This is a genomic window from Achromobacter pulmonis (assembly GCF_021733725.1).
Lineage (GTDB): Bacteria > Pseudomonadota > Gammaproteobacteria > Burkholderiales > Burkholderiaceae_B > Achromobacter > Achromobacter pulmonis.
This window is the reverse complement of record NZ_JAIFOT010000001.1, coordinates 5214370-5227791: the sequence shown is the minus strand read 5'-3', so window position 1 is coordinate 5227791 and position 13422 is coordinate 5214370. Positions and strand designations below refer to the sequence as shown.

Annotated in this window: 11 protein-coding genes; 2 read left to right on the top strand and 9 right to left on the bottom strand. The window is 69.0% G+C overall.

The features are described from left to right. Positions 1-5: 5 nt before the first annotated feature. Together K2W61_RS24045 and phrB are read right to left on the bottom strand one after the other, a co-directional pair. A complete protein-coding gene (locus K2W61_RS24045; protein WP_175140056.1) occupies positions 6-1697 on the bottom strand; it encodes a methyl-accepting chemotaxis protein in 1692 nt (563 codons plus the stop codon). A 163-nt stretch (positions 1698-1860) separates the two neighbouring features. Beyond that, positions 1861-3279, bottom strand: a complete 1419-nt coding sequence (gene phrB / locus K2W61_RS24040; protein WP_236756727.1) for a deoxyribodipyrimidine photo-lyase — start codon at positions 3277-3279, stop codon at positions 1861-1863. A 325-nt stretch (positions 3280-3604) separates the two neighbouring features. Here phrB and K2W61_RS24035 point away from each other — a divergent pair, with 325 nt between their 5' ends. Next, complete coding sequence (locus K2W61_RS24035) at positions 3605-5053, top strand: CoA transferase (protein ID WP_175135673.1); 1449 nt, start codon at positions 3605-3607, stop codon at positions 5051-5053. A gap of 12 nt (positions 5054-5065) precedes the next feature. On the opposite strand, the gene K2W61_RS24030 is transcribed toward K2W61_RS24035, so the two are convergent. The 7 genes from K2W61_RS24030 to K2W61_RS24000 form a co-directional block, all read right to left on the bottom strand. Continuing rightward, complete coding sequence (locus K2W61_RS24030) at positions 5066-6115, bottom strand: hypothetical protein (protein WP_236756726.1); 1050 nt, start codon at positions 6113-6115, stop codon at positions 5066-5068. Positions 6116-6429: 314 nt separating this feature from the next. Then, the gene (locus K2W61_RS24025; RefSeq protein WP_175135671.1) at positions 6430-6969 is read right to left on the bottom strand and encodes a peroxiredoxin; all 540 of its coding nucleotides are present in this window, start codon (positions 6967-6969) and stop codon (positions 6430-6432) included. A gap of 108 nt (positions 6970-7077) precedes the next feature. Then, entirely contained in the window at positions 7078-8154 is a 1077-nt protein-coding gene (locus K2W61_RS24020; RefSeq protein ID WP_236756725.1) for an adenylate cyclase, read from the bottom strand. A 30-nt stretch (positions 8155-8184) separates the two neighbouring features. Further along, a complete protein-coding gene (locus tag K2W61_RS24015; RefSeq protein ID WP_175140053.1) occupies positions 8185-8343 on the bottom strand; it encodes a hypothetical protein in 159 nt (52 codons plus the stop codon). Positions 8344-8591: 248 nt separating this feature from the next. Continuing rightward, on the bottom strand, positions 8592-8999 hold the full coding sequence (locus K2W61_RS24010) for a DoxX family protein (protein WP_175140052.1): 408 nt from the start codon (positions 8997-8999) through the stop codon (positions 8592-8594). Between the two features lie 172 nt (positions 9000-9171). Beyond that, on the bottom strand, positions 9172-10560 hold the full coding sequence (gene dbpA, locus K2W61_RS24005; protein ID WP_236756724.1) for an ATP-dependent RNA helicase DbpA: 1389 nt from the start codon (positions 10558-10560) through the stop codon (positions 9172-9174). Positions 10561-10690: 130 nt separating this feature from the next. Next, positions 10691-11449, bottom strand: coding sequence for an IclR family transcriptional regulator (locus tag K2W61_RS24000; RefSeq protein WP_175135667.1), 759 nt, complete (start codon positions 11447-11449; stop codon positions 10691-10693). Positions 11450-11609: 160 nt separating this feature from the next. On the opposite strand from K2W61_RS24000, the gene xsc reads away from it, so the two are divergent. Further along, the gene (gene xsc / locus K2W61_RS23995; protein WP_175140051.1) at positions 11610-13421 is read left to right on the top strand and encodes a sulfoacetaldehyde acetyltransferase; all 1812 of its coding nucleotides are present in this window, start codon (positions 11610-11612) and stop codon (positions 13419-13421) included. The last annotated feature ends 1 nt before the right edge of the window (position 13422 follow it).

Sequence of the window (13422 nt, the reverse complement as noted above, 5' to 3'; positions counted from 1 at the left end):
GCGCATCACTGGGCGCGACGTTCCAGCAACGGCTGCGCCGGCCGCGACGTGGGTAGCAAGGCCGCCGCCGCTGGCGCCGCGGCGCGCTTGGGCAGCACGGTCTGGGCGCCGGCGATGCGGAACACCTCGATGGCGTGGCGCAGCTGCGCGCCGCGCGTGCGCAGGTTGTCGACCGCGCGGCTGGCCTGCTCGACCCGCGCCGCGTTGCGCTGCGCGGCGCTGTCGGTTTCCGAGATGGTGCGGCTGACGTTGTCGATGCCGGCGTGCTGTTCGTTGGATGTGGCGGCGATCTCGTTGACGATCTGGGTCACCTGTTGCACCGAGCCGACGATGTCGAGCATGGCCTCGCCAGCGCGCTCGACATGGCGCACGCCGTCCTCGACCCGGTGGTTCGAGGCCTCGATCAATTCCTTGATCTCGCGCGCGGCGGTGGCGCTTTTCTGCGCCAGGCTGCGCACTTCTGTGGCCACCACCGCGAAACCCTTGCCGGCCTCGCCGGCGCGCGCCGCTTCCACCGCCGCGTTCAGCGCCAGGATATTGGTCTGGAAGGCAATGCCATCGATGATGCCGACGATCTCGCTGATGCGCGCGGTGCTTTGCACGATGCCCTGCATCGCCCGCACCGCGTCGTCGACCACTTCGCCGCCGCGCCGGGCCACGTCGGATGCCTGGCTGGCCATCTGGTCGGCGCCGTGGGCATTGGTAGCGGTCTGCTTCACCGTGGACGCGAGCTGTTCCATGCTGGCCGCGGCTTCCTCCAGCGATGCCGCCTGGTGCTGGGTGTGGGCCGAGAGGTCGGCGTTGCCATCGGCGATCTCGGCGGCCGAGGTCAGCGCGCTTTCGATGCCGTTGTGAACGTCGCGGGTGATGCTGACCAGGCTCTTGCGCATTACTTCCAGCGAAAATTTCAACGCGCCGATCTCGTCGCGGATGCTGGCCGGCGGCAGGGGGGTGCTGAGATTGCCGGCGGCGATCTGGCGGGTGAAGTCGGTGGCGGTGACCAGCAGGCCGGTGATCGAGCGCGCAAAGCCCCAGCCGGAGGCGAAGATCAGGATCACGCCCGTGGCCAGCATGGCGCCGGCCAGGGCGATCTCTTCGGTGCTCATGCGGTCGAGCATGCCGTACAGCGCTACGCCGGCCGCGCCCAGGAACAGGCTGGAGGCCAGCATGGCCCAGGCCAGCATGCGCGAACGCACCCCGGTCAGGCGCCACAGTTTCAGGCAGGCCAGTACGCCGCGCAGGCCGGTGGGCTTGACCTGGCCGCGGCTGAGCTTGAAGCCGCGCGCGCTGCCGTCGCGCAAGCGGCGGTAGGCGGCGTCGGCGGCCTCGATCTGGGCGCGGCTCGGTTTGACCCGCACCGAGGCATAACAGACGGTCTCGCCGCGTTCGATGATGGGCGTGACGTTGGCCAGCACCCAGTAATAGCCCCCATCCTTGCGGCGGTTCTTGACCACGCCGGTCCAGGATTCGCCGCGCTGGATGGTGTGCCAGAGATCCTCGAAGGCGGCCTCGGGCATGTCGGGGTGGCGCACGATGTTGTGGGCCGCGCCCACCAGTTCCTCGCGCGTGAAGCCGCTGACCTCGACGAACGCGGGATTGGCGTAGATGATGCGGCCGCGGGCGTCGGTGCGCGAGATCAGGTACTGCTCGTCGTGTAGCGTGTATTCCTTGTCGTAGACCGGCTGGTTGTTGCGCATGCGTCATTCGTCCTGTGATGGGCGGGGGGCGTGTTGCTGCCGGATCATCGGGGACGGACGATATTGCCGGGTTGATATATATCAAAATGTTCTGAAATTATACGAAACATATACGACTGCCCCGGCGGTCAGTCGTGATGTGATGGACGATTTTGGTTGGCGTTCAGGCCTTGGGCAGATTGCCGAAGGCTTCCAGCGCGCGCAGCCGGCTCTGCGGCAGGTCGACGATGGGCGCGGGGTAGCCGGCCGCCGCCCGTTCCATCGGACTGGGATCGTGGATAGCGCTGTCGTCCAGATGCGCCAGCTCGGGCAGCCATTCGCGCAGGAACGCGCCGCGCGGATCGAACTTGCGCGATTGCGACAGCGGGTTGAAGACGCGGAAGTAGGGCACCGAGTCGGCGCCGGTGGAGGCGCTCCATTGCCAGCCGCCGTTGTTGGCCGCCAGGTCGCCGTCGACCAGGTGCGCCATGAACCAGGCCTCGCCCAGGCGCCAGTCGATCAGCAGGTTCTTGGACAGGAACATGGCGGTGACCATGCGCAGCCGGTTGTGCATCCAGCCCAGCGCCAGCAGTTGCCGCATGGCGGCATCGACGATGGGAATGCCGGTGCGGCCTTGCCGCCACGCGCGCAGGTCGTCGGGCGCATCGCGCCACGGCACCGCGGCGGTCTCGGGCTTCATGGGCTGATGCATCGACAGGGCCGGGCAGGCGGCCAGCAGGTGCTGGTAAAACTCGCGCCACAGCAGTTCGTTGATCCAGGTGGCCACGCCCGCCTTGCCGCTTTCCAGTTCGCCGTGGTTGGCCGCCAGCGCCGCGCGCAGCGCCTGGCCGGGCGACAGCACGCCGGCCGCCAGATAGGGCGACAGGCAACTGGTGGCGGGCAGGCTGGGGAAGTCGCGCTCGTCGCGGTAGGCGTCGATGACGCCGTCGGTGAAGGCATCGAGCCGGTCGCGGGCGGCGGCTTCACCGGCCGGCCACAGGGCGCGGATGGCATCGCTGGCGGGCGCATGGCCCTCGAAAGCCTCGGGCAGGGGGTCCGCGCTCCAGGCCGGCGGCGTCTGCGCCCGGGGCGCCGGGATCGCGCGCAGTGGCGCGCTGCGCAGGCGTTCGCGGCAGGCGCGCGCGTATGGGGTGTAGACACGGTAGCAATCGCCCTTGCCGGTTACCACCGTGCCGGGACGCAGCAGCGAGGCGCCATGGTGCAGCGTCCAGTCGATGCCGGCCGCGGCCAGGCGGCACGCCACTGCGTCGTCGCGGCGCCGCTCGTTGACAGCCCATTCGGTATTGGCGTGGACTGCCGTAATGCCGTGTTCGGCGCAGAAGCGCAGCAGCGCGTCGGGCACCTGCGCCCAGGTGTCCACGGTCAGCAGTTTCAGCGGAATGCCGAGCCGGGCCAGATCGCGCGACAGCGTGTGCAGGTTGCGCAGCCAGAAATCCACCTTGGCCGGGGCCTCGCCATGCTGGCGCCACTGGCCGGGCGCCGCGATGAACAGGGCGGTGACATGGCCTTGCGCGGCCGCGGCCGCCAGGGCGGGGTTGTCGTGCAGGCGCAGGTCGGTGCGCAGCCAGGTCAGGGTATGCATGCGGGAGTCCGGAGGGCAAGGGGCGCGGCAAGGCTGGCATTCTAGCGCGCGGGCCGGCACGGCCAGGATGCCGCCGCATCGCGCCCGCGGGCGCGCCCCGGTCGGCAGGCGCGCCGCCACTGCGCACACCTTGTAAAAACTACGAGTAGATGTGACCGGCCCGGACGCGGCCGATCGGGGCACGGACCGGGCGTCCCGCAGCCAAAGCCGGCGCGTGGATCGCCCCGGACGGTCAAACCATGAAACACGCTGGCGCTTTCCCCGTATTGACGGGGTTGTCCGGGCCGCCATGTAATTCATTCAACAGACAAAAAAGACGAAAACCATGGGACATCTGATGGATCTGCGCCCGTCCTTCCTCAAAGGACGCCCCTCCGCCGCCAAGACGCCGCGCGACGTTTTGCAACAGTTGTGGCGCTCGCTCGAACTGCCGGACGAGGCGCTTGAGCACGTGGTGTTGACCGGCGCGGATCCGGTGCTGCCTTCATCGTTCGCGGTGGGCACGGCGGCGCAGGCCAGCATGGCGGCCGCGGCGCTGGCGGCGGCGGAGATCTGGCATCTGCGCGGTGGCGAGCGCCAACAGGTCGGCGTCGACATGCTGCATGCCGCGCAGGAATGCCGCAGCCATTTCACCATCAACGGCGTGGCGCCCGATCCGCGCGATCCGATCACCGGCGCCTATCGTTGCGGGGATGGCGGCTGGGTACGCATCCACGCCAATTTTCCGCATCATCGTGACGGCGCCCTGGCGTTGCTGGGCTGTCCCACCGGCGACGGCGCCACCCGCGCGGCGGTCGAGCAGGCGCTGGCGCGCTGGCGGGCGGCGGATTTCGAGCAGGTGGCGGCCGATGCCGGCATGGTGGTGGCCGCCATGCGCAGTTTCGATGAATGGGACCGCCACCCGCAAGGTCAGGCGGTCGCGGCGCAACCGCTGCTGACGATCGAGCGCATCGGCGAGGCCGATCCGCGGCCCTTGCCCAAGTACGGGCACGATGCGCGTCCGCTCAAGGACATCCGCGTGCTCGACCTGACCCGCATCATCGCCGGCCCGGTCTGCGGCCGGGCGCTGGCCGCCTACGGCGCCGACGTGATGCTGGTGAATTCGCCGCATCTGCCGAACATCGCCAACCTGATCGACACCAGCCGCGGCAAGCTGTCGGTGCAGGCCGACCTGGACACCGCCGATGGCCGTATCGCGCTGGCCAATCTGCTGCGCAGCGCGCATGTGTTCGTGCAGGGCTACCGGCCCGGCGGCATGGCCGCGCTGGGCTTCGGGCCGCAGGACGCGGCGCGCCTGCGGCCCGGCATCGTGTATGTGTCGCTGTCGGCCTATGGCGCCACCGGCCCCTGGGCCAACCGCCGGGGCTTCGATTCGCTGGTGCAGACCGCCGCCGGCTTCAACCACGCCGAAGCCGAGGCCGCCGGCCAGGATGCGCCCAAACCGTTGCCGATGCAGATCCTGGATCACGCTTCGGGTTACCTGATGGCGTTTGGCGCGCAAGTGGCGCTGGCGCGCCAGGCCACCGAGGGCGGCAGCTGGCATGTGCGGGTGTCGTTGGCGCGGACCGCGCATTGGCTGCGGTCGCTGGGCCGCGTCGATGGCGGCCTGACCTGTCCGATGCCTGGCTTCGCCGGGCTGCTGGAAACCGAACCGTCGGGTTTCGGCGAGCTGGTGGCGCTGCGCCACGCGGCGCAGTTCTCGCTGACGCCAGCGCGCTGGACGCGGCCATCGAGCCCGCCGGGCACGCATCCGACGGTGTGGCCGTTCAACTAGCGGGTCAGGCCGCTATTTGCCCTTGCGCAACGACAGCGGCACGCCCCAGATCGGATCCTCCATGCCCTGGTGGCCCAGCGGCGTGATCTGCATCGGCTCCAGGCGCGCCAGCAAGGCGCGGTGCTGGTCGCTGAGATTGGCGCGCTGCGCGAACAGTTTCTGCGAAAACGCCATCGGCGCCGGACGGGTGTAGACCGTCAGATTCTCGAGCGGACATTCGATCATCTTGGGATCGACCGCGCGGCAGGCCGATTGCTTGTACTGATAGCTGGGCGTCTTCAGGTGCATGCGCCGGCTCAGGACGAATTGACCGCCCTTGAGCGTGAAGCTGGCCAGCGCTTGCCGCGGCGGGATGCGCGCCTGCACCTTGATTGCCGGGATGTCGCGCGACGTGGTGTCCTCGTAATAACCGGCCTGCACGCCTGGCGTGGTTTCGGTGTACTGCTGTTCGCCCCAGCTGACGCAGGCGCCGGACGCCATGTGCACGGCGGTGCAGACTTTGCGCGTCCTGATTTGCGTGCTGGTGCTGCCGGGGTGCCAGTTGGTCTCCTTGTAGAACTCGCGGTAGAGCTCCGGCGACAGATAGGCGGTGCCGTTGGCGCCGCGGCCGGAGCCGGCTCGGCCGGGCTGGGCGCCGACCTGGTCCAGTAGGGCGTTCAGGCGATAGTCGTCGCCGCCGGTCAGCAGGTATTTGCCGGGCGGCAGGATGTGCACCTCGAAGGCCTTGAACAGATAGGTGGCGTCCTTGTCGCGTTGCAGCGAATTGTTCTGGAACTTGCGGCCGAAGGTGATGCGGGGTTCGGCCGCGTTCAGCCAGATCACGTTGCCGGTCCACTGGGTCATGGTCATGGCGTCCTTCAGCGTGGCGTGTGGCATCAGGTCGGCCACCAGCACCACCGCCATGTTGTCCTGCAACGCCGCGTCGATCAGGTCCAGCAACTGAGCGTAGCGCGGGTCGTCCATGGTGCCGTAATCGGCCGTGGAGGACGGGGCCACGCAACCCGACAGGGCCAGCGTGAGCGTAAGGGCGGACAGGGCGACACGCGGGCGCGACAGCATCATGGATCGGTCCTTGAATGAGGGCTGAATGGAATGTCGAGCGCGCATGCTACTGGTTCCTGCGCGCATCGCAACGCCGGCGGCGCGGCTTGAAACATGGCGCGGCGGCCCCGGGGGGCGCCTGGCGAGGGTCGGCATGCCCGCCGCGATGCCGCGACGGGCCGTAACGCCAGCATTGGCGGGGTGGGCGCCGTGCGCGGGCGGGCCCGGCGGCGGCGCGCAGGCCGGCCCGGTGCGGAAAACTCTTGTTGCCATTGTTTCGCGGCGCGGGCCTGCCGCGCCCGCGCCGCGTTCAACCGGTCATGGGACCAACGCCGCTACTTCTGGCTGGCCTTCCAGGCGCGCAGCGCGCGCATGGTGTTGCTGACGTGGGCCTCGGGATTCATGTTGGTGTATTCGTACAGGATCTTGCCGTCAGGGGTGATCACGTAGGACACGCGCTGCGCGAGGTCGGGGCGCGCGTCCAGCACCGCGTCGTAGGCCTTCATGATCTTGCCGTCGCCATCGGCGGCCACGGCGAACTTGCTGCGGCATTCGCTGACCGAGAATTTGTTCAGGGTGTCGATGTCGTCGGCCGAGACGCCGATGACGGTGGCCCCCAGCGATTTGTATTCGTCGGTGGCCTCGGCGAAATCATGGGCCTCGATGGTGCAGCCGGCCGTAAACGCGGCGGGATAGAAATACAGGACTACCGGCCCCTTTTTGAGCGCCTCGGCCAGCTTGAAAGTGAACACGTTGCCGCCGAGCGAGGCCTGGGCGCTGAAGTCGGGCGCGGGCGCGCCGACATTGAGGGCGGCCTGGGCGGCGGGGCCGGCCAGCAGGCCGCAGGCGAGGAACAGGGGGGCAAGGCGCTTCATGGAGTCTCCGTGAATCAGGGGGCCGACGCCCGCGGGGACATCGACGCGGGCCAGGCCTTACCACTGTAGCCGCGACGTCCGCCGGAATCCAGCCCGGCGGACGCGGCATCAGTCGCGGCCGCGTTCATGCGGGGCGCCGCGATCGCCGCCGCCGCGTTGCGGTTCCTGGCGGCCGGGCGAGCGGCCGCCGCCATGTTGCAGGTTGCCCTGGGGCCTGGCCTCGGGCCGGTTGGCGGGCGCGGCGTGTGGCTCGCGCGACTCGCGCGGCGCGTGGGGCGCCAGATTGTCCGGGGCCGGGCCGGGGCGTGGACCTGATTGCGGCCGCGATGGGGGCGGGGCCTGGTGGGGGCGCGCCTGCGGTTGCATCTGCGGCTGGGCCGTTGGCGCGTTGTGCGGCGGCCGCGCCTGCGGCTGGCCGCGCCCCGGCGCATGTTCGATGAACGCCTGCGGCGGCCGGCCCTGATTGTGGTCGAAGAACTGCGCGCGGTTGCCGCCGGCCGTGCGCACGAAGCCACGCTGCATGTCGGTCGGCGGATGGTGCGGCTCGTTGCGCGCGGCAAGTTCGCGCGGGTCGGCGCGGCGCTGGATGCCGGCCGGGCCGCCGTTATAGCTGACGCGGCGGTTGTCGATGTTGTTGTTGACCACCACCGTATGGTTGTAGACGTTGGTCACGCGCGTGACATTCACATTGGTCACGGCGCGGTTGTAGTAGAAGCGATCGTGATTCCAGTAACCGCCGACGTAGCCGATGCCGATATAGCCGAAGCCATAGTTGATGCCGCCGTAGAAACCGATGTGCGGTCCCCAGTAGCCGGCGTGCCAGCGGTAGATGCCGTCGACGAAGCCCCAGTAGCCCGGGGTCCACAACGCGCCCGCATACGGCGCCAGCACCCAGGCGCCCGGCACCCAGAAAAAGCCGTAGCGGTTCAGGCTCCAATAGCCCGGCACCCACATGTAGCCGTCGCCGGGGGCGGGCGGCTGGGCGTAGACGGGCAAGGGTGGCGGCGGTTGCGGGCTGCGGTCGATCGGCGCCAGGTTGGCGTTGGCGGGATCGCCGTTGTCATAGGCGGGCGCGGCCGGGGCGGGCGGTGGCGCGTAGGTCTGCGCCACCGCGCCGGCGCAGAGCGTCATCAGGGCGGCGGCGGCCAGCGGCCGCAGGCGGGCGAGCGGGGCGTACGCATTCATGGCGTTTCCTTTGCGCGGCGGGGGCGCGGATCAATAGCCGTGGTAGTAGCCACCGTGGTAGTAGTAGTGCGGCGCCGGGTAATAGTAATAAGCGGGCGCCGGGCGGTAGTACGCCGGCCGTGCCGGCACCACCACACAGCCGGTGAGGGCGCTGGCCATGGCCAGCATCAGCACAATCGTCTTCTTCATGGTCAATCTCCTGCCGGGCACCGGGCGTGCGTCACGCCATGTCTGGGCTCGTAGGGATTAGGCCACGATTCGGGCGCCGGGTTCGGGGCCTGTAATGGTTCCGAAACAGCTTTCAGGTGACGGATGTTTGCGCGGGCGTGACCGTTGATGTCGTTCGTAGCAATTGTTCCGGCCGCCGCCCTGGCGCCGCCCATGAAAAAGACCGCCTTGCGGCGGTCTTGCAGGGGGGCGGGGACGGGCCCGGGCAATCAGTTCCAGCGACCGCCGTTGCCGGCCAGGCTGAAGCGGCCGGCGCCCATGAAGGCGACGGCCAGGGCCGTGAACAGGAACATGCCCTGCAGTTCCAGCGCCCAGCCGCCGTTGTTGGTCAGGCTGCCGAGCTGGCCGGTGTGCGCCAGCAGGATCGCGACCACCATGTTGATGGCGATGATCAGGCCGCCCAGGCGGGTGTAGACGCCGATGATCAGCAGCACCGGCGCGATGATCTCGCCGATGTAGACGCCGTAGGCCAGAAAGCCGGGCAGGCCGTGCGAGGACAGCATGCCGGCGATGCCGCCAACGCCGCCGCCGCTGATCTTGAACAGGCCATGGAGCAGAATCAGAATGCCGAGGGTCAGGCGCAGGATCAGCTTGCCGGTGTCGTCGGATTTGATCATGGTGGATTTCTCTTATGGTGGTTTAGGGGATGCGATGCGCCGGTTGGAACGCACGCCGAGCCGTTGGTTCCCGCTCGCGCGCCGGGGCGCGCGAGGTGGGCCATTATTACAAATCCCGAATATGACCAGCAAGCGTTTTGCCCCCTGGAGCGAGGGCGGCGCGGACGGATGCTTACAGTTCCTCGAGGTAGCGCATGCGGAAGCGCCGGCCTTTGATACTGCTGTTGGACAGGCGCGCGAAGGCCTGCTTGGCGATCTTGCGGTCCAGCGCCACGTAGGCGTTGAACTCGGTGATGTTGATCTTGCCGACCTGCTCGAAGGCCAGGCCGCCGTCGCCGGTCAGCGCGCCCAGCAGGTCGCCGGGCCGCAGCTTGTCCTTTTTGCCGCCCTGGATGCACAGGGTCACCATGGGTGCGCGCAGCGGCCGGTCGGCCTTGGGGCGCAGCGACTTGATGTCGCCCCAGGTCAGCGGCGCGCCCTGGTATTGCTCGATCAGGTTGGCCCAGCGCATTTCGTCGGGCGAGCACAGGCTCAGCGCCAGCCCCTTCTGCTCGCCGCGGCCGCTGCGCCCGATGCGGTGCACATGGACCTCGGTGTCCTTGGTGACGTCGACGTTGATGACCGCGCCCAGGTTCTGGATGTCCAGCCCGCGCGCGGCCACGTCGGTGGCCACCAGCACGGCGCAGCTCTGGTTGGCGAACTGGATCAGGATTTCGTCGCGCTCGCGCTGCTCCAGGTCGCCGTTCAGCGCCAGGGCGCTGATGCCCTCGGCCTGCAGCCGCTCGACCAGGTCGTGGCTGCGGACCTTGGTGTTGCAGAATGCCAGCGTCGAGACCGGACGGAAATGCGCCAGCAGCCTGGCCACCGCGTCCAGGCGTTCGCCCGGGTCGATCTCGTAGAAGATCTGCTCGATGCGGCTGGCGTCATGCTGGGCTTCGACCTTGACTTCGGCCGGGTTGCGCAGGAAGCGCGCGCTCAGCTTGCGGATGTTGTCGGGGTAGGTGGCCGAAAACAGCAGGGTCTGGCGTTTGGCGGGGCAATGCGAGGCGATCGCGACGATATCGTCATAAAAGCCCATGTCGACCATGCGGTCGGCCTCGTCCAGCACCAGCGTGGTCAGGCCCGACAGGTCCAGGCTGCCGCGCGCCAGGTGGTCCTGGATGCGGCCCGGCGTGCCGACCACGATGTGGGTGCCGCGCGCCAGCGATTCGGCCTGCGGGCGCGCCGCGGCGCCGCCGCACAGCGTCAGGATCTTGACGTTGGCGATCTGGCGCGCCAGCCGGCGCAGTTCCTGCGCCACCTGGTCGGCCAGTTCGCGGGTCGGACAGAGCAGCAGGGCCTGTGGCACCAGGCGCGTGGGGTCGAGCTTGTGCAGCACGCCCAGGCCGAAGGCGGCGGTCTTGCCGCTGCCGGTCTTGGCCTGCGCGATCAGGTCGCGGCCTTCCAGGATCAGCGGCAGGCTCTGCGCCTGGATCGGCGTCATCTGTTCGAACCCCAGGCTTTGCAGGTTGTCGAGCAGGGCGGGCAAAAGGGGCAGGGTGGCAAAGGGGGTCTGGGTCACGGTCAGGCTCTCGCAGGAACTGCGATAAATACGGATTCGGCCGACAGTGTAAGGCCTGGACCCCGGATCGGCCGGCGTGGCGGCCAGGGCCGCCACGCCGGCGCGTCCGGGCGCCAGGCGCGAGCGGGGGTCAGGGCAACGGCTCGTAGGTGCCGGCCAGCGCCCGCGCCGCTTCCTGCATGCGCGGCAGCCAGGCGCGCGCGCCGTCGATCGACAGCCGCGCCACCGGCGCATGCAGCGCCACCGCCGCGATGGCGCGGCGCCCGCGCATGATCGGCACCGCCATGCAGACGATGCCCAGCAGGAATTCCTCGCGGTCGAAGCTGGCGCCTTCCTTGCGGATCGCCAGCAGTTCGCGTTCGAGCGCGGCGGTCTCGCACAGGGTGTTGGGCGTGTAGCGCGGCAGCGGCGCCGCCGCCAGCAGGCGCGCGCGGGCCTCGCGCCGCATATGCGCCAGGAACAGCTTGCCGCTGGCGCTGCAGTGTAGCGGCACGCGCGAGCCGGGCTGCAGGTTGACGCGCAGCGGCCAGGCGGTCTCGACCCGGTCCAGGTAGATGACCTCGTCGCCATCCAGCATGGTGCAGTTGCAGGTTTCGCCGATTTCGTCGACCAGGCTGTCAAGGATGCGGTGGCGCTCGGCCCGCAGCGGTGAATTGAGCAGGGTATCGCGCGCCAGCGCCGACAGGCGCGGGCCGGTGATGTAGCACTTGCCGGCCGGTTCGCGCAGCAGCATGCCGGCGTCCACCAGCCGCGACAGGATGCGCAGCACCGAGGGCTTGGGCAGTCCGGTGGCGTCGGTCAGCGCCGCCAGCGACACGGGCGCCTCGGAACCAGCGACCTGTTCGAGCAGGGTCAGCGCGCGCAGCGCCGCGGAGGATTCGTCTTTCATCTTTCAATATTTGAAGATTTGGCGAAAGGCCGCCAGGTTGGTGCGGATTCTGCAGAAAATGGAACGCCATGGGGTGGGAAACGCCAGGCTTCTGCTGCAGTATCGGTTCACCCCGGCCAATATGCAATCCAAGCCGCGCCGGTCCGCCAGGAGAGAGACCATGAGCAGCAAGCAACACATGACCCCCAGCGAGGCGTTCGTCGAGACGCTGGTGGCGCAAGGCGTCAAGGACGTCTTCGGCATCGTCGGTTCGGCCTTCATGGACGCGCTGGACCTGTTCCCCGCCGCCGGCATCCGCTTCGTGCCGACAGTGCACGAGCAGGGCGCCGCCCACATGGCTGACGGCTATTCGCGCGTCACCGGCCGCCACGGCGTCTGCATCGCGCAGAATGGCCCCGGCATCACCAACTTCGTCACCGGCGTGGCCGCCGCCTATTGGGCCCACAGCCCGGTGGTGGCGATCACGCCCGAGACCGGCACGTCCGGCATGGGCCTGGGCGGCTTCCAGGAAACCGAGCAGTTGCCGATCTTCTCGCGCATCACCAAGTACCAGGCGCACGTCAACCGCCCCGACCGCATGGCCGAATTCACCGCGAAGGCCTTCGACAACGCGCTGGCCGAACGCGGCCCGACGCAGTTGAACATCCCGCGCGATTATTTCTATGGCGAGATCGACGTGGCCATTCCAGAGCCGCGCCGCATCCGCCGCGGCCCGGGCTCGGAAGAAGACCTGGAAGCGGCCGCCCGCCTGCTGGCCGAGGCGAAATTTCCGGTGATCGTCGCGGGTGGCGGCGTGCTTTTCTCGGCCGGCCAGGCTGAATGCGTGGCGCTGGCCGAACTGCTGGGCGCGCCGGTGGTCACCAGCTACCTGCACAACGATGCCTTCCCGGCCAGCCATCCGCTGTGGTGCGGGCCGCTCGGCTACCAGGGCTCCAAGGCCGGCATGAAGCTGCTGTCGCAGGCCGACGTGGTGCTGGCGCTGGGCACGCGCCTGGGCCCGTTCGGCACCTTGCCGCAGCACGGGCTGGACTACTGGCCGCAAGGCGCGCGCATCATCCAGGTGGACGCCGACCACCGCATGCTGGGGCTGGTGCGGCCGGTGTCGGTGGGCATCTGCGGCGATGCCAGGCCGGCGGCGGCGGCATTGACCGCGAAACTGCGCGATCGCCAGGTGGCCTGCGTCGCCACCAAGGCGGCACGCGGCGCAGAGATCGCCGCGCAGAAAAGCGCCTGGGAAAAAGAGCTGGACGGCTGGTCGCACGAGCGCGACGACTGGAGCCTGGACATCATCGAACACGGCGGCGGCCGCATGCATCCGCGCCGCATGCTGCGCGAGCTGGAGCGCGCCATGCCCAGGCACGTGATGGTGTCCACCGACATCGGCAATATCTGCTCGGTGTCCAACAGCTACCTGCGCTTCGACGAGCCCGATTCGATGCTGGCCGCCATGAGCTTCGGCAATTGCGGCTACGCCTTGCCCGCGCTGATCGGCGCCAAGCTGGGCCGGCCCGACCGGCCGGCGGTGGCCTATGTCGGCGACGGCGCCTGGTGCATGAGCTTTCAGGAACTGCTGACCTGCGTGCGCGAGCGCATCCCGGTCACGGCGGTGGTGTTCCACAACGGCCAGTGGGGCGCGGAAAAGAAGAACCAGGTGGACTTCTACGGCCGCCGCTTCGTCGGCAGCAACCTGCTCAATCCCAACTTCGCGGAGCTGGCGCGGGCCATGGGCGCCGAGGGCATCCGCGTCGAACATGCCGACCAGGTGGGCGCGGCGTTGCAGGCGGCCTGCAAGGCGCAGTCCGAGGGCAAGACCACGGTGCTGGAGATGATGGTGAGCCAGGAACTGGGCGACCCGTTCCGGCGCGATGCGCTCAAGCAGCCGCTGCGCCTGCTGGACAAGTACAAGCGCTACGTCAATCAGCCGTTCCAGCCCGGCGAGGTGCCGCTGCCGATCGATCCGGTGCGCGGCTGAC